Raw genomic sequence first — 23,038 nt, forward strand, 5'->3', positions numbered from 1 at the left:
AGTTTATGAGAAGTATACATAAATCTCTAGTGGATGCCATAGAGAAGGCTAAATCCTTGTCTAAGAAGAGAAATTTCACTCAGTCCATAGAGCTTATTGTGGTGTTAAGAAATATTGATATGAGAAAGCCTGAAAATAGAATAAATCTTAATGTTTATCTTCCTAATCCTCTAGATAAACCTATAAAGGTTTGTGTTATTGGTGAAGGAGATTTTGCATTAAAAGCTAGGAAGGGTGGAGCAGATCTAGTTCTAACTAAAGCTGACCTTGAAAGATATGGTTCAGATAAGAGGGCTGCAAAGAAATTGGCCAAGGAAATTGATGTATTCATTGCAAGGGCAGATTTAATGCCCCTTGTAGGCCGATATCTCGGCCCTATACTTGGACCTAGAGGAAAAATGCCTATTCCAGTTCCACCCACCATTGATATTTCTGCTGAGATAGAAAGAGCGAGATCTCTAATTAGAATTAGAACTAGGACACAACCCCTCATTCAATGTAGAATTGGTACGGAGACCATGCCTTCAGAGAAGATTGCTGAAAATGCAATGGCTGTATTATCCGCCATTGAGAAAAAGGTTAAAAGTTCACAGAATATTGGAGCCATATATGTAAAAACCACTATGGGGCCAACTGTTAAAGTTTAGGATGGTGATAATTATGCTTACAATTAAGAGAAAGATTCCCACTAGGAAGGTTAGGATTGTTAAAGAGTTAATTGATTTAATTGAGAAGCATAGAGTTATTGCAATAGCTAATCTTTATGGTCTACGCTCTAATCAATTACAGGAATTAAGGAGAATATTACGTGGAAAAGCGATAATTAAGGTTGCTAAAAACACTTTGATGAGAAGAGCTATTGATGCATGTGCAAAAATTAAGCCTGGCCTCTCAAAGTTAATTCCCCATTTAAAGGGACAAAATGCATTCATATTTCTAAATGATGACCCCTTCTCTCTAATTTTAACCCTTAATAAGCATAAGATTAAGGCTGAAGCAAAGCCTGGAGATATTGCTCCCAACGATATAGTGGTTTTTGCAGGTAATACTGGGCTTCCTCCAGGACCAATTATGAGTAAATTTAGCATGTTCAAGATACCTGTCAAAATTGAAGAGGGCTCCATATGGATCACAAAGGATACTGTTGTTGCCAGGGAAGGGGAAGTTATAAGTGCCGATCTAGCTGACCTATTGAAGCGACTAGGAATAAAACCCATTGAAGTTAAATTAAACGTGAAGGTAGCATATTTTGATGGTTCAATTTTAACGTCAGATGACTTATACATTGATTTAAATGAATATAAGAATGAGTTGGCTGAAGCTCATATGAGAGCTATAGCCCTATCCGTCAAAGTAGCCTTCCCAACTAAGGAAAATGTCACACTACTAATCAGTAAAGCAGTCCAAGAGGCAAGGACACTTACAGTCGCCTCTGCATTACCAGTACCCGAATTAATTCCACAAGTAATTCAACATGCAAATCTAATAGCAAAAACTCTAGCATCAAAAATTTCAAAAATTTCACCAGAACTAGAGATTCCCTCTTCACTCTAAATTTTACTAGTAAATTTAGCTGTAAAGGGATCAACTGAATTTTTCCATCCATTTTAACGTTTATTTTCTGTAAAGTTAATCCCATTAAGCCACGAACATTATATAATAGCGTAATATTGGTAAATTATGTTGGTGGAGGTTTAACTAGTGTCCGTGTCTATTGATCATAGTGAAATTGAGGAGAAATGGCTTAAACTCTGGGAGAAGCATAAAATATTTTATTCTGACCCTAACAATAGACCAAAGATTTTTGTAACATTTCCATTTCCATATATGAACGGGCCATTACATTTAGGTCATGCATTTACTGCTACACGTGTTGATGTTTATGCTAGATTTAAGCGTATGCAGGGTTACAATGTACTTTTCCCATGGGCATGGCATTGGACAGGTGCAACTATTGCAGGTGCAGCAAAGAGAATAGAGCAGGGAGACAAAAAATTAATTGATATCCTAGTTAACATAGATGGTGTTTCAATTGAAGAAGTGAAGAAGTTTGTTAATCCCATCTACATGGCTCAATATTATACTAATGAGAATAGAAAAATTGTAAAGAGAATTGGTTTTTCAGTTGATTGGAGAAGGGAATTTCATACTACAAGTCATCATCCTGCCTTTAGCCGATTTATAGAGTGGCAATATCTTCGGTTTAGGGAGAACGGATATGTTGTTAAAGGTTCACATCCAATCGTATGGTGTCCTAAATGTAAAAGTCCTACTGGTGATCATGATAGACTTGAAGGTGTAGGTGTTTCTCCTGAAAAATACATATTAATGAAATTTAAGCTAGGAAATGGATGTTTACTTCCTGCTGCTACCTTTAGACCTGAAACTATTTTTGGTGTAACTAATTTTTGGGTTAATCCTGATGTTGAGTATGTTATAGCTAGAGTTGACGGTGAAAAATGGATTATCAGTGAACAAGCTGCCTATAAGCTTTCACAGCAACTAAAGAAAATTGAAGTTTTAGAGAAAATTTCTGGAAAAAAGTTGATAGGTAAAACTTGCTTAGACCCCGTGAATAATAGGGAGATCATAATCCTGCCAGCCCCCTTTGTAGATCCTGATAATGGGACAGGTTTAGTCTATAGTGTCCCTGCACATGCCCCCTATGATTGGCTTGCACTTCGAGATCTAATTGAAAATCCAGATATCCTTAAAGAGTATAATATTGATGTTGAACAAATTAAGAAAATAAAACCTATATCTATGATAAAGGTTGAAGACTTCGGTGACTTTCCAGCAATTGAAATAGTTGATCAACTTGGCGTTAAAAATCAGCATGATCCTAAGGCTGAAGATGCAACACAAATAATCTATAAGAAGGAGTTTCATAAAGGTGTTTTAAAGGAGATCTGTGGAGAATATGCTGGATTAATTGTATCTGAAGTCAAAGAGAGGATTATTGAAGATTTCTATGCTAAGGGCTATATAGACTTCATGTATGATCTTACTCAGCCTGTTATTTGTAGGTGTGGTACAAAATGTATCGTCAAAATTCTTGAAAATCAATGGTTTCTCAGATATTCAGATGAACGATGGAAAGAGAAGACTCGTAGAGCTCTAAGGAACATGAAAATTTATCCAGAGGAGGCGAGAAGATGGTTTGAAGATACTATTGAGTGGTTAAATGATAAGCCATGTACAAGGTTTTCCGGCTTAGGTACTCCTCTTCCATGGGATAGAGAGTGGCTAGTTGAAACTCTAAGTGACTCCACCATTTACATGGCCTTCTATACTATAAGCAAGTATGTTAATGCAAACTTAATTTCAAGTGAACAACTTACTCCAGAAGTATTAGACTACATCTTTCTAGGTAAAGGAAATGTTGATGAAATAGCTAAGAAAGTTAATGTCCCATCTAAAATCCTAAAACAGATGAGAAACGAGTTTAATTATTGGTATCCTGTTGACTTACGGGTTTCCGCTAAAGACTTACTGCCAAACCATTTAACCTTCTTTATCTTCCATCATGTAGCAATATTTCCGGAACATTACTGGCCTAAAGCTATAGGTGTAAATGGAATGTTAATGATTGAAGGTAAGCCAATGTCCAAGTCTAAGGGAATATTCATAACACTCAAAAAGGCTCTAAAGGATTATAGTGCAGATGTTATTCGAGCTACTCTTCTTGCAAGTGCAGAGGGATTAGATGACCCAGACTGGCGAAGTAAAAATGCCAGTGATATGACTAAGAATTTAGATTCATTCTATAGATTTATTCTAAATCTATATTCAATGGCAACTAAGAGTAATAGGACTGAGCAAACTCTAATCGACAAATGGCTTATAAGTCAAATTAACAAGGCAATATTAACTGTAACAGAAAGTTTAGAAAAACTTAAGACAAGAACAGCTTTCCATGAAGCCTTCTTCGGAATATGGAATAACCTCAGATGGTATTTAAGGAGAGTAGAGTCAATTAATCGGAACATTATCCTTGAAACTATAAATATTTGGCTTAGATTGATGGCTCCATTCACTCCCTTCATATGCGAAGAATTGTGGGAGAAAACTGGTAATGAACCCTTCATTTCAACTGCTGAATGGCCCAAGGCTGATGAAAGTAAAATAAATATTAAGGCTGATTTCAGAGAAGCCCTTATCAAAAAGACATTGGAGGACATATATGAAATAATTCGAGTCATCAAGTCAAAACCCTCAAAAATAACCCTCTATTTCGCTCCTGAATGGAAATGGAGAATTTATAGAGATGTAGCATTCCTCATTGCTAGAGGTGTATCATTACAAAGTAAAATAATTAGAGAAGTAATGAAGAGAGATTATGCTCGTAATAAGGGAAGAAAAGCATTAGAAGTAATAAAATATGCTTTCGAAGATTTAATAAATCTACCAGACAATGAACGTGACCTTAGAGTTAACATTAAAATAGACGAAATGAATCTATTTAAAGAGGCTAAAGGCTTCTTTGAAAAAGAGTTTAACTGTAAATTCTTATTATTTTATGCAGATGACCCTGAGAAAATTGACCCTAAGAATCGTGCAAGCTTAGCAATGCCCCTTCGCCCAGCAATATATATTGAGTAAAAATGATTTCCATTAAGAAAATTCGAGAAGCAATAATTGATATGCGATATCTTTTAAGTAGAGGTTATACTCGGAAATCAGCTGCAACATTTATTGCCAATCGATATGGCTTAAGCAGAGCTGAACGTGCAATACTATATCGCGCAGTCTATGATGAAGAAACAGCTAGGAAACATAAAGAAAAAATGGTACCGTCAAGCTATATCAGTAATAGGATAATTGCAATAGATGGATTTAACGTATTGATCACTGTGGAGAGTGGTTTAAAGGGAAAAGTCCTAATAGAATGTGATGATGGCTTCATAAGAGATGTCTCAGCTGTCTTCGGCAAATATACAATTTCAGATTACACCTTTAAAGCTATAAATTTAATTTTAACATATATCTCCAATCTCAAGCCACAAAAAGTCTTATTTTTCTTCGATAGTCCAGTTAGCCGTAGTGGTGAACTTGCTTCACAAGTCAGACATTGCCTAGAGAAATATTATATTAATGGAGATGCACAAGCAGTAAAACAAAGTGACATTGCAGTTCTAACATATGGAGAAGTGGTTGCCACTAGTGACTGTGTAATCATCGAACGAGCAAAAAAAGTTTTTGATTTAGCTGGTCAAATTGTACGTAACTGTTTTCCCAACCTTATTTTAAAGCTATTTTAAATCCATGAAGAATGATGGTGTGGCGGGCCCGGTGGGATTCGAACCCACGGCCCCCGGCTTAGAAGGCCGGCTCGAGCCTCTCTTAGAGGTTGCTCTATCCTAGCTGAGCTACGGGCCCATTTCGATATTCTATAATAAGACTTATGAGTTTATCGTTTAGAAAAATCGATAACATTTTTAAGTTTAATTATAAGTTCATCATCATTTATTATTGTAGATAGTTCTTGAAGATTTTTTACTGGTCTTTTACGTATTATTTTTGTAGCTCTTTTCACTCCTATTCCTGGGATTTTGACTAATGTTTTCATGTTTAATGTGTTTATTTTAATCGGGTATGGTAGCGCTGTTACTGAGCGATAGCCATGGTCAACTACTATTACATCTATAAATTTCTTTAGTTCAAGTTTCATTGGAATACAAGTTAATATTGGATAGGATCCAACTTGTCTACCATATGTTAATTTTCCATTAAACTCTTCCAGGTATACTTCCTTTAAAATTGTCCATGTTGGAGCAATTTTTTTAAGCATTGGTAAGTCTATTTCTCTTCTCATTTTTTCCTTGTATATTTTGAAAGTTGTTTTGTGGCGTTGAATTATTCTTGTTCCTATCTTCCACATCCGTGTTCCTGGTAGAGGAATGCATTGGCGAATATTCACTCTTCTTATAAGCAATCCTCTTCTCATTATTTCCTTCATGAATTGTAGATTTATCTCGTAGGTTTCCTTTGTTTCTCCAATTAATCCATAAACAAAGTTTATGCCTGGAAGTAGTTCTGGAAGCCCATTATATCCCCTCCTTGCACCTATTGAATTTATAATCTCAATAGCCTTGATTACTTCTTCTGGAGAAGCCTTTAAGTTGTTGGCTTTTATCACTCTTGGATCAGCACTTTCAACTCCGAAGGCTGCTACATCACCTGGCGTATGATATTCAACTATAATTTTTGTTATTTGAAGGGCTTCCTCTTGATGATGATATATGGCTCCTGGATTAGCATTATCAATATGTAGTACTTTTAAATTGGGTGCGACATGTCTTATGGATGTGAAGAGCTTTCTTATAGCATCTGGATTCAATTTTGGGAACTCTCTTTCTCCTACACCTTTAGCCATGTAGCTGTATATGTCTGGTTGTCTTCCTAGTCTAAAGTTTCTTACACCGAATTTATATAATGCTTCAATTTCATCAACAATATCTTTTATTGGTCTAAAATCTGGCAGACCATGATATACTTCCGCACAAAAGGAGCAACATCCAGTTATAAATCTTGGACATCCCCTATAAGTTTCAATTTCACATATTAAGTTTAATCCATGATTTGGATGGTCTAAAACTATTTTTGCTCCTCTAATTGCAAATTCTCTAATTTGATGAGCATTTTTCCTTCTTTCTCCTGGATCTATTTTGTCTACTTTTAGTCCTTCTTTCAATAGGTTGTAAACTACAATTTCCAAATCTCCCTTAACTATCAGATTGAATTCTTCTTCTATATCTCTAATTAATAGTGTTCTTTTTCCTCCCTCAATTCCAAAGCCAAATCTTGCTGCTGGCCCACCAAGTATTTTTATCGGCTTTGTCAATATTTTCGCAATTTGTAGTACTTCTCTCGGTTTTATTGGCTTTCCTCCTAAATATTTTCCAGGAACAACCATTCCAGCGATTAGGATTAATAAGTCGGATTTATTTGCTTTTCTAATTATTTCATGATAGTTTTCTCTAACTTCATCAATAGTGAAATACTGTATTTTTATATTTTTGTCGTATGTCCATATTGCTCCAGCCACATATCTAGCATAAACATCTAGGTATGGTGGTACACCTAGTCCTGCAGGTTCATCATTATATCCATCAATTATTATTGCATGACTTATTGTTTTCATAGGTTCTATTCACCATTAACTTCATTTAAAGTGTTCCCACCCTCTCTTCTCAATTACTCTTTCCCTTCCCTTTTCTATGAAAACTATTTTTCTTTCTTTAATTACTTCACCTATTGGTATTATTTTTCCTCCAATACTCTCAATTTTCTCTATTACTTCTTTCAGTCTTTCTCGTCGTATAGTAACTATTAAATGGTATTCTTCTCCTCCATAAAATGTTAGTTCAAATGGATCAAACCCTGTTATTTCAGCAAATTTTCTAGCTATCTTTGATATTGGCATTCTCCAGATTTTTAATCCAACACTGCTTTTTTCAGCTATTTCATGAAGTGATGTTGCTAGTCCATCACTACTATCTATACTTGCTGATACCGCACCACTATTTATTAATGCTAATGATTCCTTCAGCTTAATTTCTGGTTCATACACGAATTTTACAATCTCTTTCTCCAGTTCCTCAGGTACACTTATTTTTTCGAGGAGAATCTTTAATCCTGCAGCCGTATTTCCAAATTCACCTGTTACTGCAACTATGTCTCCTACCTTTGCTCCAAATCTACTGACCACCATATTGGCTATACCTATAGCTGTTCCTGAGATGATTAACTCCTTTGCTTCATTTATGTCTCCTCCAAGAATATATGTGCCATATTTTTCTGCGCTACTATTTAATCCATCGATAAGATCTTGAAATTCTTTAATCTTCATTTTAGATGGTAACCCTAGGGCAAATATGAGACCTATGGGCCGTGCACCTTTAGCTACTAGATCGCTTATACACATTACAACTGTTTTATTTCCAATTTGCTTCATTGTCATTCCTGGCGGTATATCTGTTGATTCGACAAGCATATCAGTGTTAATGACTATTATTTGATTTTCAAATGGTATTGCTATGGCATCGTCTCCATAGGGGAGAGCTACATTTTCATTTTTTACTATTCTATTGAATATAATGTTGATTAATGACCATTCACCCACTTTATTGATCTCCATTTCACCACTTCCTTTATACTGAAATTTCGATTTCATGTCTTTCTGAAAAGTCAATTACACTTTCAATTTTTCCAGTGGATAAGTCTACTATTGTGGCTTTACCTGGATTTGGTATTACTCCCATTGACTTCATGTAATCTGTTTGTTCTTGCCATGTCCCCGAATTTACTATTAGTACACCCCTATAGTTTAAATATTCATATGTATGTAAATGCCCCGCATGGAAGACATCTGGAATTTTCTCGATTACTAGTAGATCTTCAGCTTCTGGAGCGAGTTGTGTTCTTTCACCATAGACTGGTGCTAGATGTCTTCTTCTTAAAAGTTCAATCATTGCATGTGCAGGTTTATCATACCTTACTCCTGGTACCTTTGCTAGTATGTCATCTAGACTTTTTCCATGTGTTATTAGAAAGATGGTCTTATAGAGTTTAATGTATGCGGGATCTCCCAGCATTTTTATGTTTTTCATTTTGTATAAGAGTTCTGCATATTCTTGAAATATTGCTGGAGATGGTAAGGCTTGTCTTGTAGCATCATGGTTTCCCGGAATAATTATTATGGTTATGTGTTCTGGTATTTGTGCTAGATATTCAGTTGCCATCTTGTATTGTACCTTTAAGTCTTTCACTAGTAATTCTTTTTCTTGGCCAGGATACACTCCTATTCCATCTACTATGTCTCCAGCTATTATAATGTATCTTATTCTTCTAGCTATTCTTTTTTGTTTTTCTGTTCCTATTTTTCCATTTATCCAGAGGATGAAGCGGTTAAATGCTGATCTCATGAAGAATCTACTGCCAATATGTAAGTCGGAGATTAAGACTGCATATATACCTTCAGGCTTTCCTCTTATCCTCCTACCCGATATGGGTATTTCTGGCCATATAACATCTGAAACTATTATTGCTTCTCCGTCACCAATAATTTTTCCTTCAATACAAATTACTTCATCCTTTATAATTTTTTCAGCTTTGCTTATTAATTCCCTATTTTTCTCAGCTATTATTGCATTTATAACTCCTGTTAAATCCTCTAGCTCTAAAACTAGTCCACCTCCACTAGCTTTCTTCTTGTTTGCAACCATGCAAATTATTTTCACCCTTTCTCTCCTAGCAGTTGACCAGTTCTTTGCCTGTTTTATTGTTATTGCTCCCCTCACATCAAACCTTTCACCCATTAGGATTTTCCTAATTTTTTTAAATCTACTAATGAAGTAATTTATGAAGCCAGTTATATTGCTTTCAGTGAAAATGTGCTCTGTTGGGTCAAATAAAATTTCTTCTTCAAGTTTAATCTTACTAATATCTATTAATTCTTCTTCCTCCCCCCCTTTTTCAACGTCAAAATCAGAGATAATTTCAGGGGTTATTATCAATGGTTTTTTCTCCATCTTATCTAGATTTTCAATAACTTTACATACTATATCATATGCATTGTCTTTTTTTGAAAGTAAATCTAATGCTTCTGGATTTATTTGAAATCCAGCACTAACAATTTTTGCTATTGCTCTTCTCAAGTCATTTCTCATACAAGTGAATTAGAGAATTATTATACTATTATTCTTTTACCTCTCAATAGTAGAGCTTCATTTACTGAATGTCCTTAATCATAGCTATTGTCATGACTATTTTGGTAGATTAACTTTAATAACACCGTTTGTAATAGGGTTATAGATGTAGGTGAAGGTTATATGAGTATGGTGGGTGCAACTGCAGTTGGAATTGTATGTAAGGACGGTGTTGTCCTAGCTTCTGAGAAGAGAATTGCATATGGATACACTGTACTGAGTAAGGTTGGAAAGAAGGTTTTTAAAATAACTGATCATCTTGGCATTGCATGTGCAGGTCTTGTTTCAGATATGCAAGTTATAGCTAGGTCGTTAATGGCAGAGGCAAATCTATATGAATTAGATTATAAGCGCCCAATGTCTGTCCGTAGTTTAGCTAAGCTTCTATCAGTAATACTATACGGTCAGAAGCTTGTTCCATTTTTGACTGAGACTATTATTGGTGGTGTTGATTCATCTGGGCCACATCTATTCGTCTTAGATCCCCTTGGCTCATGGATTGAAGACAAATTTGCTTCAGTTGGCTCTGGCGCCACATTGGCTATTAGCATTATTGAGTCCAATTATTCTCCAGACATGACTATCGAGGAAGGTAAAAAATTAGCTATAAATGCTATGAAAGCAGCCATTGCACGTGATGCAATATCTGGTGATGGAATCGACTTGTTAATTATAACTCAGGATGGTGCCATTGAAGAGTTTATACCAGTATCTGATTAAAGATAAAATTTAAATTAACTTTATAGGTCTTTCAAGCTTGCTTAAGAGAACTATTCTTGAACTTAATGATTCATCTATAATTTTATATCCACAATAATCAGCAATTTTACTTCCAAAACTCTTTACTTCCTTAAATTTTGGCATACAATTGATTGGTAATCTCCATCTAAATCCACCTAAACTCATTGCAGCCTTTGGCTCAACATATGTGGGCTCGAACTTTGAAATTATCTTTGCATATTCCTCTGCATTGCACATATTCAAGTTTTTCACTAACGTTATTCTCATTACAGTTGGACATGAAAAGCTTTTTAATAGTTCAAGAGTTTCAAGAATTCTCTTCCATCCATCTTTAATTTTCGGTATACATGTCCTCCTATAAATTTCTTCATTAGGCGCAGATAGGCTTACGTAAAGCTGACTTGGCTCACTTTCAAGTCTACTTAAAATTTTCGGCATTGTTCCATTGGTCACTAGGAAAACTGTTTTAAATCCATGAGAGAAAAACGAGCTTATTAATTCTCCTATCCATGGATACATTGTTGGTTCACCAACTAGGCTTATTGCTGCATGTATCGGTCTAAATGCTTCTTCAAGCATTAACCTGTCTACCTTCATATTGCTCTTTAACCCTGACAATATTTGTCTTTGAATTAAAATTGATTTCAAAACTATTTTTTCTGGCTCTTCAAATCTTAACTTTATTTTTTCACTTCCATTTACCTTCAAATCTGATTCTTGTACTCTCCAACAATATAGACATTGTTGTGTACATGTTATTGTTGGAGACATTTGTAGGCATCTATGTGATGGTACTCCATAGAATTTTTGTTTATAGCAGTGTTTTTCTCCTCTACTTAGAAGTGAAGCTTTAAGCCAATGACAAGTTTTTACTACTGCTGAATTACCGATGAAATGATAGCTCTGTTGCTTGTATCTAAGTATCATCTCTTTTGGTACAATCATTTTCTCAATATGTGAGTTCACCTATGGTAACTTAAAAGTATTGGTTTTATAAGAAGTTAATTGATGGTGAGATTTAAATTTGATTTTAAGCGGGCTGAAAAATTACAATTGCTATTATCAGAAAAAATTGTTGAGAAAGATCACTTCAATTATCCTCCTAGAATTGTTTGTGGCGTTGACGTATCTTATAGAAGGCATGCTGCTATTGGCGCTTCTGTGAATTTAGACTTTCCTTCAATGAATATTGTAGAGGAAAAGGTGATTTCTTGTGATATAAATTTTCCATACGTGCCTAGATTTTTTGCCTTTAGAGAGTTGAAACCAATTTTAATGGCTATTAGGTCTCTATCTTCCATGCCTGACATAATTCTCGTAGATGGCCATGGCCGAGCACATCCTAGAAGATTTGGCCTTGCTTGTCATCTAGGTTTAATCTTAAACATTCCTACTATTGGTGTTGCTAAGAAGTTGCTTTGCGGTACTGTTTTAATGGATAAACCTCTAAGAAATAATGTTTTTCCTATAAACTTCAACGATAGAATTGTTGGTGCAATGATCAAGTTCCCTGGAAAACCAATATATGTAAGTGTCGGTCATAAAATTTGTCTAGACACAGCAATAGACATTGTTCTAAACTGTATAAAGCCGGAAAATGGAAATACACCCTTACCCATAATGTTAGCTCATAACTTATGTAAGAAAAGGTCAGCTATCCTACCTTTTTAGTCTTCTTTTTATCTCTTCAATTATATCGGATGTCTTGAAAAATCTACATGAAGTATACTTCTCTTTTATTCGTATTACTTCTATGTTCAATCCTCTTTTCTTTAATTCTTCTCTTAGATTTTTTTCAGATACAAAGTTTTGATCTGGCCCTAAAATTATTATGTTTGGCTTTATTTCTTCAATAATCTTTATAATGTCATTACCTGTATGTCCGAGGATTGCTTCATTTACATATTTTAATCCTTTTACAACTTGTAGTCTCTGTTCTTCTGGTATTATGGGAATGTGCCCCTTGAATTTTTTGACGTTTTCATCTCTTGCAACTATTACTGTGACTTCTCCATACTCGCTTGCCTTTTTAATTAACCATAAGTGTCCTGGATGAATGATGTCAAACGTGCCTGCAACAACAACCTTCATACCTTTTGCCTCTGGTTTTTCGAATTTCCAGTGATATTTTATTTTGTTAAGGAATCTCAGTGTATCTAGTAGACCTTCTGCATAGACAGTGCATACTAGACTTGTAATTAAATCCTTCTTAGCTAGATAATATTTTGCATCTGAAAAATATTTTTCAGCTAATTCAATTACTTCCTTTATTTCTTCTTCCTTCACTTTCTCTTTATTTATTTGTTTTAATACGTAGTGTAACCCTTCAATGTAATCTTGTATTTTCTCAGTCAATTCCCTTTCCTGCATCCCCCTTCGCCTATGAAGTGTTAATGTCAAATATAATTTAAAATTATGTGTGGTGCCTTTGCTAGGGTAATTAGTGCTTCAGCTTCAATGAAGTGTAGTTTTCCTGGAATTATCATAGTATATGGCGGTCCTCCAAAGTCATAGTTAATTATATTCTTTATGAAATCTGCTTTAACTATTGAATTAGGGCTTCCAATTCTTGCTACTCCCACTATCAGTGTTTCTGGAGTAATTATGTTTTCTCTTCTTCTTTCCTCTATTTCCAATAAAATTTCAATGGCCTCTTTTATGGTCATAAACTTGCTCTTCTCAAGGTCAATGTCAAGTAGTAATAATGTGTGGAGGCCTCTTAGCTTATTTTCTTTTACTACGTCATAAGGTGTTTCCGAAATATAATTTTCATAGGGGAACGTTATAGTTACAGTTCTGCCAAATTTATAGCTTGATAACCCTGTTTCTCCAGGTATTGCAGAGTATATTGATGCTGAATGTATAACCCTTGTTTCTATACCTAGTTTTTCAGCTTCTATTCGTAGTTGTATATGTGTAGTTGCAATAAATGGATCCCCAGGAACTAATAAAACTATAAGTTTTTCCTTTGCCTCCTCTATTATTTTATAAATTTCCTTTGACTCTAAATCCTTCCTCTTTAATGGCACTACCCTTCTCTCTATTATTTGCTCTAGGCGTTGTATTGATAATCCAGGCATGTAACTTGTATAGGTGTCAAGATAGACTTTGTCTGCTTGTCTAGATAGCTTTAAACCCTCAATTGTTAAATCATCTTCGCTATATAATCCCAATCCAATGAAAGTCAGCATAACTCTTCATCCTACATGTCCTCGTATACTCATTATAATTCTATATGGTTAAAATTTACTTATACCAAGCGAAATATTAATTTGTAACATTTTTAAACCTTAAATAAAGGGCCCGTAGCTCAGCCAGGAAGAGCAGCGGGCTTTTAACCCGTTGGTCGCGGGTTCAAATCCCGCCGGGCCCGCCATTAATTTAACGGTATTTTTTTATTTTATTGCCAAAGTTTTTTCATGATGATTAAGGCTATTAAGATTAGAAGGATTCATGGAGAAAGGGCTATAGAGATTCTTGAAAAATTAGACTTGGTGCATAGGGGTAAAAAAATTAAGAGAACTGATGATTTCATATTAATTCCACTTAAAAGGAAGCCTACTAAAGATGAGTTAAATTATATCTTAAATAATCTTGGGGATTTCCAGCTTTGTACAAATTTTTTTGAAGATAAGCCTCTTAAGCCACGAAGTCTTGTTGATGCTTTAATTGGATTGATTCCAGATTCCAAGTTAGAGTTACTTCCTAAGTCTTTTGATATAATTGGTAACATTGCTGTAATTGAAATTCCCCTTGAATTATCATCTTATAAGCATATTATCGGTGAAGCTTTAATTAAGGTTCATCCTAATGTAAAAACTGTTTTTGCTAAGAGAAGTGGAGTTAATGGTGTTTTTAGAATTCGTAAATTAGAGCATGTTGCCGGTGAATTTTCACCAGTTACATTATATAGAGAATATGGCTGTACATTTAAGGTCGACGTTCTAAATGTTTACTTCAGTCCCCGTTTATCCTTTGAGAGATACAGAGTTGCAAGGCAAGTTGAGGATGGAGAAATTGTTATCGATATGTTTGCAGGTGTAGGCCCTTTCTCCATAATGATTGCGAAGTATTCTAGAGTACATGTTTTTTCAATTGATATTAATCCTCATGCAGTTTATCTTTTAAGAGAGAACTTAAAGTTAAATAAGCTTAAAGGCTTTGTCTATCCAATATTGAGCGATGCAAAATATTCTCTAAAATTGTTTAGAAAGGAGTCATTTGCTGATAGAATTATTATGAATTTACCTGAAAGTTCACATCTATTTCTAGATAAAGCTGTCAAGCTTATAAAGTCTGGCGGTATTATTCATTATTACTGTTTTAGTATGGGTAGTGAAGCTATTAGTCAAGCACGTCTCCATTTAATAGAAAAATTAAAGGAATGCAATGTAAATGATTTTTCCATTATTTTCACTAGGAGAGTCAAGCCTATAGCTCCATTTAAATGGCAAGTTGCCATCGACTTTAAGGTTTTTAAATAAGATAAAATTTAATTATAACTTCTTTCCAGTATTCTTCTCTAAGCTTTTTAATTAATTGTCTATTTAGATCTCTAGCAGCCTTGTTTGCATTTATTAGGACTGTTCTTGGACATGTATATGTGCTTTTCCTAATGACTATTGACCTTGAATCTGTCAAAGTTAGGTTGGGATGTCCTTCACCTACAACTTCATCATATAAGTTTTCCAATTTAATTTGCATTAGAATCTTCCTTCTATTTCTTATTGCTCTTTTCATTTCTTCTGACAAGTCCCTTGCAGCTTTATCTGCATTCACTACTATTATACAGTCTCCTCTTAGAGTTAAGTATGAATCTTTAGTTATTTCTAGAGTTGATTTATGGTTTGCCCTTATGTTTGGATGTCCTCTTCCTCTTATAATCTCTATGATTTTCACATTTTTATATCGATTAAACATAGATATATATGGTCAATATGGATTTCAAGTATAGACGAAGGAAATTAATTGAAAAACTTAAACGTGAAGGTATTTTGAAATCTCCAAGTGTTATTCGAGCAATGTTAAAGGTTCCAAGAGAAGAATTTGTACCTCCCAGCTATAGAAAGTATGCATATAATGACTCTCCACTCCCAACATTCTCTGGCCAGACTATTTCTGCTCCACATATGGTTGCAATTATGTGTGAATTGTTAAATCTCAAGATTGGCCATAAAGTCTTAGAGATTGGCACTGGATCTGGCTATCATGCTGCAGTTTGTGCTGAAATTGTAGCTCCAGGAGAGCTAGACAAAGAGCAGTGGGGACATGTTTATACTATTGAGAGAATCCCAGAATTAGTGGAATTTGCGAGAAGTAATTTAAGGAGAACTGGTTATGATAATCGTGTCACTGTTATTTTGGGGGATGGCTCATTAGGATATGAGGCTGCATCTCCATATGATAGAATTCTTGTTACTGCCGCTGCACCTAAAATACCTAAACCTCTAATAGATCAATTAGCTATTAATGGAAGAATTGTAATTCCAGTTGGCGGGAGTTATTATCAAGAACTTGTTGTTGGTGTTAAGTTACCTGATGGTAGATTTAAGTCGTTTACTGCTGGTGGATGTGTATTTGTACCATTAATTGGAAGATATGGCTGGCGTGTTTAATCTTTTTTAAACCAGAATTCAAGTGTTTTTTGTCTACTCTTCTTATAAGCCCTTATGGCTCGATCTAGAGCTTTATTTACTCTTTCTAATGAGAAATCATGTTCTTCACATAGAATTTCAATAACCTTCTCTTTATTTGGTTCTCTCCATTCTAAGTGATAGTTATCTGTTACGTGGGGGTTTAAGAATATCCTCCTTATTTCTTCTGGATCTACTGGGAATTCTGCTCTTCCAATTTCTTTTAGTGCATTCATTATTGTTTTATGTTTTTTAATTATTTTTAGAGCTGTTTTCGGTCCCACTCCCCTTATTCCTTCAGGGTTATAGTCTGTTCCTATGAGTATGGCTATGTCAATTAACTGTTCTCTTGTTAAATCTAATATTTCTAGAACTTTTTCTAGATAGATGATTTCCGGTATAACTTCAATATACTCCTTCCTTCTAGGTAGCTTTCTTCTTCCTGATATGGTTAAGTTTCTAACTAGTTTAGGTGCTCCAAATAATAATGAGTCATAGTCCTGGCTTACTGTAGCCCATACATCTCCCTTTTTCGCCATATATGCTGCTTGGGCTTCTCCTTCAGATGGTGCTTGAACCCAAGGAATCCCCATTGCATCTAATAACTTCTTTGCATCTTCAACCATTTCTTCATTTAATTTTGCTGTTTGCTGTGCATATGTTCTTGCAGCTTCTAAGTCTCCTCTCTTTAATGCCTCTTCATATTTTATTATTGCTTCTTCCTTGATCTTCTTTCTTCTAATTATTTCTAGTTCCTTTATTTCTGGTGGTGTTCCATCAAATACATAGACTGGTTTTATTCCATTTTCCAGTAAGTTTACAGTTCTATAAAATAATCCGCTTAGATGACTTGTTATTCGCCCCTTCAAATCTTTTAACGGTGTTCCGTCTGGTTGACGTATTATTGATAGAAATTGGTATAATGCATTATAGGCGTCAATGGCTAGAGATTTATTGTTAAAGTATTTCATATTTACTTTTTCTAGTGCTTCTTCAGGTATGATATCTCTAAGGTTTACTCCCATTTCTACTCCCTTTTGACTAAACTAACATTTCTTGTTCCCTTTTTTGTAACTGTTACTATTATTTTACCCCATATTTCAAGTCTCATTAATGCCTTATTAAACTCTCTGAAGGATAAGTTGCTATACATTTGTCTTAGATTTTCATAGAGCTCTACGTCTCGCATAGCTTCTTTTCTGCTCAAGATAGTCATTAACGCCACTTCTAATGGCTCTGAAATCCAGATTTGCTCCTTGACCATTACCATCACCTTCAATTATGTGAATGTAAGTAGCTTTGCTCGCATTGGCTTCATTTGCTTGTATTGTTCTATCCACCTATTATAATATTGTATCATATCCTTTGTTATTGATGGTCTAACTCTTCTTAATGCTAATTCGAAGTGACGTCTAGATACTTTTTTAGCATTTATATCTTCTCTTAGTGCTTGCATGGCTGCTTCTCTACATATTGCTTCTAAGTCTGATCCTGAATATCCTTCAGTTATCTTTGCCATTTCCTCTAGATTTACATCTTCTGCTAATGGCATATTTCTCGTATGGATCTTTAATATTTCTATTCTAGCTTTGAAATCTGGTGGCGGTATGTAGATTATCCTATCTAATCTTCCCGGCCTCAATAGGGCTGGATCGATAATATCCGGCCTATTTGTTGCCCCTATAACTACTACGTTTTCTAGGGCTATTAGGCCGTCCATTTCTGTTAAGAGTTGGCTTATTACTCTTTCTGTTACTCTTGAGTCTCCATAGCCAAGTCCTCTCATTGGTGCAATAGCGTCTATTTCATCGAAGAATATTATAGCTGGTGATGCTAGTCTAGCTTTTCTAAAGACTTCTCTTATGGCTTTTTCTGACTCACCCACCCATTTACTTATTAGTTCTGGTCCTTTTATGCTTATGAAGTTTGCTTCACTTTCTGTTGCTACTGCTCTTGCTAGTAGTGTTTTTCCACATCCAGGTGGACCGAACAATAGTATTCCTCTTGGCGGCTTTATCCCCATTCTCTTGAAGGCGTCTGGATATTTTATTGGCCATTCAACTGCCTCTATTAATTCTCTTTTTGCCTCTTCTAGTCCACCAACATCTTCCCAGTGTACGCTTGGAGTTTCAACGTATACTTCTCTCATGGCTGATGGTGTTATTTCCTTGAAGGCTTCCATGAAGTCTTCCATTGTCACTTGCAGTTTTTCTAGGACTTCTTCGGGAATACGTTCTTGTTGTAAGTCTATTTGGGGTAGATATCTTCGTAGAGCTTTCATAGCTGCTTCTCTACATAATGCAGCTAAATCTGCCCCTACAAATCCATGGGTTATTTCTGCAAGTTTCTTTAGGTCTACGTCTTTTGATAATGGCATGTTTCTCGTATGAATTTGAAGTATTTCGAATCTCCCCTGCTTGTCTGGGACGCCTATTTCTATTTCTCTATCAAATCTTCCTGGTCTTCTTAAGGCTGGATCTAGTGCATTTGGTCTATTTGTTGCTCCTATAACTATGACGTCTCCTCTTGCTTCAAGTCCATCCATTAATGCTAATAACTGTGCAACTACTCTCTTTTCAACTTCACCTGTTACCTCTTCTCTTTTAGGTGCAATGGCGTCTATTTCATCTATGAATATGATTGATGGTGCATGTTGCTTTGCTTCTTCAAATACCTCCCTTAAACGTTGCTCTGATTCTCCATAAAATTTACTCATTATTTCTGGTCCATTAATTGATATAAAGTGGGCGTCAGTCTCATTTGCCACTGCCTTTGCTAGTAGTGTTTTTCCACATCCAGGTGGACCATATAATAATACTCCCTTAGGCGGATCAATCCCTAGTCTCTTGAATAATTCTGGATGCTTTAATGGTAATTCTACCATTTCCCTTATTTTCTGTATTGCTTCATGTAGTCCTCCTATATCCTCATAGGTCACTCTTGGTACTCTTATTTCTTCTGCAGGTTTTTCCAATATTATAACATGAGTGTCCTCTGTTACCAATACTATTCCAGCCGGCCTTGTTAATACTACTGTGAAGGGTATTGCTTGGCCTAATACTGGAATTAGTACTGTATCTCCCTGTGTAAGTGGATAGTCATACAGTCTTTTCTTAACGAAATTTACGAAGGCACTGTCAACAGTTATTGAAAATGATGATGGTGCTAACTTGACTATTGATGCTGCCCTTGCCCTTGCCCTTCTCACAATTACTTTTTCTCCAATACTTACACCTGCATTCTTCCTTATCAAGCCATCCATACGTATTATTCTCATATCCTGATCTTCAGGATAAGCTGGCCAAACTATGGCAGCCGTCTTTCTCTTCCCTTCAATCTCAACAATATCACCTGGGTTAACACCCAATTTACGCATAACTCTAGAATCTATTCTAACCTTCCCTCTACCAACATCTCTCTGCTTAGCCTCAGCTACCCTCAGTTGTACTTCAATTCTCCTTCTAGATTCTCCAAAAGACATATGTTTCCCCAGCTCTAATCTCTAATTCTCCTACAATTATATGAAGTATATGTTTATTTTGTAATAAATTTTTGTAATCACATCATTCTCGTAACATATTCTACTTGTACTTGGCTTACTAATGGTACACTTGCTATTGCTTCTTCCAGTTTTGTTGTTCCTCCTTCTGTCTGTTCAGGCATTACTATACCCATTTTTAGGGCGGATAATCCAAAGGCTATTGGCTCCCTAGTTGACTGAACTATTTTCATTCCTTCAGGTAATACCTTTGCAATTTCTTCTTCCATTTCCTTTAAATCTGTATCTGCCTCTTTTGGATAAACCTTCACGATCACAAATACCTTTCCCATTCTTCCATCCTCCTATGGTCCTTCAAATCCACATTTTGGACACTTATATGTGTTTGCAATTGTTCTACAACGCCAGCATCTCCATAAAGTTATCTCTCCACAGTTTGGACAAGGAAAGTTAACCCCTTTCTCTCCTGGAATTATTGGTGTTTTACATGATATGCAGACTGGTAATCTTAATTCTTCTTCCATCACTTATACACCTCTATTTAATCTCTATCTCCATCTAATAGACAAAAATAAAAGTTTTTCTAGTTGCTCTGTTACTATGGTGTAGCCTTTAACTTTTATTTTGATTATATAGAATTACCGCAAGAAAACTCCCTTCTTTAGTGGGGAGATGAATGGTGTCGATAGGTTTAAATAATCGACAACCTATTGTGGATGTTGATGGGCTATCGACGAACTAGGCATGCAGTATATCTCTGTAACTACCACTTCGTATGGATTCCAAAGAGAAGGAAGCCCGTACTAGTGGGCGGTATTAAGCGTAGATTAGAACAACTCATCAGAGAAATAGCGGAGGAATATGACTGGGAGATTCTTGCATTAGAGATTCAACCTGACCATGTCCATTTGTTCATCTCAGTCCAACCATATTGGTCTCCCCACATAGTGTTGAGAAGGATTAAGGGCAAGACCTCTAGGATACTCAGAAGAGAGTTCCCCGAGCTTTTAAAGCTTCCTTCACTATGGACTAGAAGCTATTTTGTCTCAACTGCAGGGCATGTGTCGTCAGAGACTATTAGAAGGTATATAGAGGAGCAAGGTGAAAAGAAGTGAGGAGGACAAACACGTTCATAGTAGAGGGACACACAGTCCTATGGGAGTTAGCAGACAATTGTGCTAGACTTTGGAATGAACTTAACTTTGAGCGTAGGCAAGCCTACATCCATTATAAGAAGTTTTCATGGTATCCTAAACATCTGTACAGGAAGTATGTCCTTCTGATAGGATCAGCTACTGCACAACAGATAATAAGAAAGAATAATGAAGCATGGAGGAGCTTTTTAAGGCTAAAGAAGTTGGAGAAGTTAGGAAAGCTACCGCCACACATAAAGAAGGTGTCCATGCCAAGATACTGGAAGAGGAATGGTCGAAGAGAACTTAGGATAATCATAAGAAATGACTGCTACATGATAGATAATAAGTACCTCTACCTTCCTAAAAGCCTCAAACTAAGGAATAAGGGTAAGCTTAGGTGGAGAGGAAAGCAGGGTAGACTTGAGATAATTTATGATGATGTGGATAAGGTGTGGAGGGGCTTTATGGCTGTTAAGGTCGAGAAGCCATCCTTAAGATGTGGCAATAAGCCCCTCCACATAGACTTGGGAGTTATAAATCTAGCAACCGTGTGGCATGAAAGATTAAAACGACCCATAGCTTTCTCAGGCAAGACAGTCCTAGCTGATTGGTGGTATTGGGCTAGGAAGATAGCTAAAGAGCAGAGCAGGCTAACTAGAATTAACAAGGTTAGGACGTCTAGAAGGCTTAGAAAACTCTATAGGATAAGGCAGAGACGCTTTAAACATGCGATAAACGCTATGGTGAAGTGGATAGTTAAGTATGCTGTTGAAAATGGAATCCAAAAAATAGTGGTTGGCAACCTTAAAGGCATGAGAGATGTCAACCATGAAAATTCGAAGACGAATGCCATAATTCACAACTTCTGGAGCTTCAGATGGATAATTCAGAGGCTTAAAGAAAAGGCAGAGGAGCATGGCATAGAAGTGATGGAGGTAAGTGAATATAAGAGTTCAAGTATATGCCCGTTCTGTGGAGTTGAGGGTACTAGAAGACATAGAGGTCTGTTCTACTGCTCGAAATGCAATAGGGTGATTAATGCCGACGTAGTGGGAGTATTAAATATAGCTAAATCTTGTGGAGCCATAATCCCAAGCCCCTCTTGGAGGGGTAGGGATAACGGGCTGGTGGCACAGCCCTTGCTTCTAAGGTGGGATAGATATAGGTGGAAGCCTAAAAGGGCAATGAACACCCAAAAAATGAACACCCTAGAAGCAAGAATCTCCCTGCTTAAGCAGGGGGAGTGTCAAACAAAAATGGCTATGAGAAGGCTAAGCAACTATTCAACTTGAATACTGCCTTAATCCAGACAGCAAGAGACAAAGCAGTAGAAATTCTAAGGAGCTTCAACGAAAAGAAGAAAGAAGGTAAGGTTAAATCAGGGATGCCCAAGTTAAAAAGAATTTCAATTCGTTTCGATAAGCGTTGCTATAACTTTGCCAAAACTACTAATATTTTAACTCCATATTGGCTAACTCTGAGCTTGAATCGTAAGGAGAGGATAACATTGCCAATAGTTTTCGGTGAAAGACAAAAGAATTTCATTGAGGAAGCCTTGCAAGGTAAATGGCAATTCTGCACGGTGGAGATGGTAAAGCGAAATGGAGAGTGGTATGCACATTTCGTGCTTAAGAAAGAAGTAGAACTAATCGATGAACCAGAAACTGTAATAGGTGTAGATTTGGGAGAGTGGAACGTTGCTGTGGCAATAGCAATATCCAAGCACAACCTATCAAAACCTATTAATGGACAGTTCTGGAGTGCCGCTAAGATAAGGAAAATCAGAGGAAAGTATGCACATGTTCGAAGGAATTTGCAGAGAAAGAAGAGAATTGATTTAGTTAAGCGAATAGGAAGCAAAGAGAGTAAAATGGTTAATCAAATCCTCCACACGATAGCTAAAGAGGTCGTAAAATACGCTAAACAATTCGAGAAACCAATCATTGTCATGGAGAAGCTGAAGAATATCAGAGAAAATATTAATGGTTCTGCAAAACTTAACAGAAGACTGTATGCTTGGAGCTTCAGAAAAATTCAAACGTATATCGAGTATAAAGCTAACTTAGAAGGAATACCTGTGGTATATATCAATCCAAAAAACACTTCAAAAAGATGTCATAGATGTGGGCATGTTGCCCGAAAAGTTGAAGGAAGAGAGTTTAAATGCCCCAAATGTGTTTGAAATATAATAGAGATTTGAACTCCACTATCAATTTAGCCCGCTCCTTAACGAGAGGAGTGGGATGGGGGAGACGTGAACCCCCCGAACCCTCAAATGAGGGGATAGGCGTAAAGCCTACCCTAAACGAGGGAAGCCCC

23 protein-coding genes and 2 tRNA genes are annotated in these 23,038 nt (G+C 36.0%); 12 read left to right on the plus strand and 13 right to left on the minus strand.

Annotated elements, in window-relative coordinates:
- Positions 1–5 precede the first annotated feature (5 nt).
- From ACW8TM_RS03825 to ACW8TM_RS03840, 4 genes are all read left to right on the plus strand, one after another.
- Positions 6–647 carry a 50S ribosomal protein L1 gene (locus ACW8TM_RS03825; RefSeq protein WP_491531953.1) on the plus strand — a complete coding sequence of 214 codons (642 nt, stop codon included), beginning with the start codon at positions 6–8 and terminating at the stop codon, positions 645–647.
- A 13-nt stretch (positions 648–660) separates the two neighbouring features.
- Positions 661–1,554, plus strand: a complete 894-nt coding sequence (locus ACW8TM_RS03830; RefSeq protein ID WP_491531954.1) for a 50S ribosomal protein L10 — start codon at positions 661–663, stop codon at positions 1,552–1,554.
- A 147-nt stretch (positions 1,555–1,701) separates the two neighbouring features.
- A complete protein-coding gene (gene leuS / locus ACW8TM_RS03835; protein ID WP_491531955.1) occupies positions 1,702–4,602 on the plus strand; it encodes a leucine--tRNA ligase in 2,901 nt (966 codons plus the stop codon).
- Between the two features lie 2 nt (positions 4,603–4,604).
- A complete protein-coding gene (locus tag ACW8TM_RS03840; protein WP_491531956.1) occupies positions 4,605–5,261 on the plus strand; it encodes a DUF434 domain-containing protein in 657 nt (218 codons plus the stop codon).
- Between the two features lie 20 nt (positions 5,262–5,281).
- On the opposite strand, the gene ACW8TM_RS03845 is transcribed toward ACW8TM_RS03840, so the two are convergent.
- The 4 genes from ACW8TM_RS03845 to ACW8TM_RS03860 all read right to left on the minus strand — a co-directional run bounded on the left by ACW8TM_RS03845 (position 5,282) and on the right by ACW8TM_RS03860 (position 9,659).
- Positions 5,282–5,379, minus strand: a tRNA-Arg gene (locus ACW8TM_RS03845).
- A 31-nt stretch (positions 5,380–5,410) separates the two neighbouring features.
- Positions 5,411–7,144 (minus strand): radical SAM protein, encoded by a 1,734-nt coding sequence (locus tag ACW8TM_RS03850; protein ID WP_491531957.1) that lies wholly within the window; start codon positions 7,142–7,144, stop codon positions 5,411–5,413.
- Positions 7,145–7,165: 21 nt separating this feature from the next.
- Positions 7,166–8,125, minus strand: coding sequence for a thiamine-phosphate kinase (thiL, locus tag ACW8TM_RS03855; protein WP_491531958.1), 960 nt, complete (start codon positions 8,123–8,125; stop codon positions 7,166–7,168).
- A gap of 28 nt (positions 8,126–8,153) precedes the next feature.
- The gene (locus tag ACW8TM_RS03860) at positions 8,154–9,659 is read right to left on the minus strand and encodes a DNA-directed DNA polymerase II small subunit (protein ID WP_491531959.1); all 1,506 of its coding nucleotides are present in this window, start codon (positions 9,657–9,659) and stop codon (positions 8,154–8,156) included.
- Positions 9,660–9,833: 174 nt separating this feature from the next.
- Here ACW8TM_RS03860 and psmB point away from each other — a divergent pair, with 174 nt between their 5' ends.
- Positions 9,834–10,430 (plus strand): archaeal proteasome endopeptidase complex subunit beta, encoded by a 597-nt coding sequence (psmB, locus tag ACW8TM_RS03865; RefSeq protein ID WP_491531960.1) that lies wholly within the window; start codon positions 9,834–9,836, stop codon positions 10,428–10,430.
- A gap of 9 nt (positions 10,431–10,439) precedes the next feature.
- Here the strand turns inward: psmB and twy1 are convergent, their stop codons facing one another.
- On the minus strand, positions 10,440–11,396 hold the full coding sequence (gene twy1, locus ACW8TM_RS03870; protein WP_491531961.1) for a 4-demethylwyosine synthase TYW1: 957 nt from the start codon (positions 11,394–11,396) through the stop codon (positions 10,440–10,442).
- Positions 11,397–11,459: 63 nt separating this feature from the next.
- On the opposite strand from twy1, the gene ACW8TM_RS03875 reads away from it, so the two are divergent.
- Positions 11,460–12,122: an endonuclease V gene (locus tag ACW8TM_RS03875; RefSeq protein ID WP_491531962.1), complete on the plus strand. Its 663-nt coding sequence runs from the start codon at positions 11,460–11,462 to the stop codon at positions 12,120–12,122.
- Here the strand turns inward: ACW8TM_RS03875 and ACW8TM_RS03880 are convergent.
- Both ACW8TM_RS03880 and dph5 read right to left on the minus strand, forming a co-directional pair.
- Complete coding sequence (locus ACW8TM_RS03880) at positions 12,111–12,821, minus strand: DUF357 domain-containing protein (RefSeq protein WP_491531963.1); 711 nt, start codon at positions 12,819–12,821, stop codon at positions 12,111–12,113. The two genes, ACW8TM_RS03875 and ACW8TM_RS03880, sit on opposite strands and share 12 nt — an antisense overlap.
- Positions 12,822–12,847: 26 nt before the next feature.
- Positions 12,848–13,642, minus strand: coding sequence for a diphthine synthase (gene dph5, locus ACW8TM_RS03885; protein ID WP_491531964.1), 795 nt, complete (start codon positions 13,640–13,642; stop codon positions 12,848–12,850).
- A gap of 108 nt (positions 13,643–13,750) precedes the next feature.
- On the opposite strand from dph5, the gene ACW8TM_RS03890 reads away from it, so the two are divergent.
- Positions 13,751–13,827, plus strand: a tRNA-Lys gene (locus ACW8TM_RS03890).
- A gap of 43 nt (positions 13,828–13,870) precedes the next feature.
- A complete protein-coding gene (locus ACW8TM_RS03895; protein ID WP_491531965.1) occupies positions 13,871–14,935 on the plus strand; it encodes a class I SAM-dependent methyltransferase in 1,065 nt (354 codons plus the stop codon).
- On the opposite strand, the gene ACW8TM_RS03900 is transcribed toward ACW8TM_RS03895, so the two are convergent.
- Positions 14,928–15,350: a DUF371 domain-containing protein gene (locus ACW8TM_RS03900; RefSeq protein WP_491531966.1), complete on the minus strand. Its 423-nt coding sequence runs from the start codon at positions 15,348–15,350 to the stop codon at positions 14,928–14,930. The two genes, ACW8TM_RS03895 and ACW8TM_RS03900, sit on opposite strands and share 8 nt — an antisense overlap.
- A gap of 38 nt (positions 15,351–15,388) precedes the next feature.
- Here ACW8TM_RS03900 and ACW8TM_RS03905 point away from each other — a divergent pair, with 38 nt between their 5' ends.
- Positions 15,389–16,066: a protein-L-isoaspartate(D-aspartate) O-methyltransferase gene (locus tag ACW8TM_RS03905; RefSeq protein WP_491531967.1), complete on the plus strand. Its 678-nt coding sequence runs from the start codon at positions 15,389–15,391 to the stop codon at positions 16,064–16,066.
- On the opposite strand, the gene fen is transcribed toward ACW8TM_RS03905, so the two are convergent.
- From fen to ACW8TM_RS03930, 5 genes are all read right to left on the minus strand, one after another.
- Positions 16,063–17,109 carry a flap endonuclease-1 gene (fen, locus tag ACW8TM_RS03910; RefSeq protein WP_491531968.1) on the minus strand — a complete coding sequence of 349 codons (1,047 nt, stop codon included), beginning with the start codon at positions 17,107–17,109 and terminating at the stop codon, positions 16,063–16,065. The genes ACW8TM_RS03905 and fen overlap by 4 nt on opposite strands.
- Before the next feature lie 2 nt (positions 17,110–17,111).
- On the minus strand, positions 17,112–17,348 hold the full coding sequence (locus tag ACW8TM_RS03915; protein ID WP_491531969.1) for a hypothetical protein: 237 nt from the start codon (positions 17,346–17,348) through the stop codon (positions 17,112–17,114).
- Positions 17,349–17,363: 15 nt separating this feature from the next.
- Positions 17,364–19,565, minus strand: a complete 2,202-nt coding sequence (locus ACW8TM_RS03920) for a CDC48 family AAA ATPase (RefSeq protein ID WP_491531970.1) — start codon at positions 19,563–19,565, stop codon at positions 17,364–17,366.
- Positions 19,566–19,642: 77 nt separating this feature from the next.
- Positions 19,643–19,915, minus strand: a complete 273-nt coding sequence (locus ACW8TM_RS03925) for an elongation factor 1-beta (RefSeq protein ID WP_491531971.1) — start codon at positions 19,913–19,915, stop codon at positions 19,643–19,645.
- 12 nt (positions 19,916–19,927) lie between these two features.
- Entirely contained in the window at positions 19,928–20,107 is a 180-nt protein-coding gene (locus tag ACW8TM_RS03930) for a zinc finger domain-containing protein (protein ID WP_491531972.1), read from the minus strand.
- Between the two features lie 192 nt (positions 20,108–20,299).
- Here ACW8TM_RS03930 and tnpA point away from each other — a divergent pair, with 192 nt between their 5' ends.
- The 3 genes from tnpA to ACW8TM_RS03945 are packed head-to-tail and all read left to right on the plus strand — an operon-like array spanning position 20,300 to position 22,901.
- On the plus strand, positions 20,300–20,698 hold the full coding sequence (tnpA, locus tag ACW8TM_RS03935; protein ID WP_491531973.1) for an IS200/IS605 family transposase: 399 nt from the start codon (positions 20,300–20,302) through the stop codon (positions 20,696–20,698).
- The gene (locus ACW8TM_RS03940; protein WP_491531974.1) at positions 20,695–22,011 is read left to right on the plus strand and encodes an RNA-guided endonuclease InsQ/TnpB family protein; all 1,317 of its coding nucleotides are present in this window, start codon (positions 20,695–20,697) and stop codon (positions 22,009–22,011) included. The genes tnpA and ACW8TM_RS03940 overlap by 4 nt, the downstream gene beginning before the upstream one ends.
- A complete protein-coding gene (locus tag ACW8TM_RS03945; RefSeq protein WP_491531975.1) occupies positions 21,963–22,901 on the plus strand; it encodes an RNA-guided endonuclease InsQ/TnpB family protein in 939 nt (312 codons plus the stop codon). Before ACW8TM_RS03940 ends, ACW8TM_RS03945 begins: the two co-directional genes overlap by 49 nt.
- Positions 22,902–23,038: the final 137 nt, after the last annotated feature.

This window comes from Candidatus Culexmicrobium sp. (assembly GCF_058356305.1).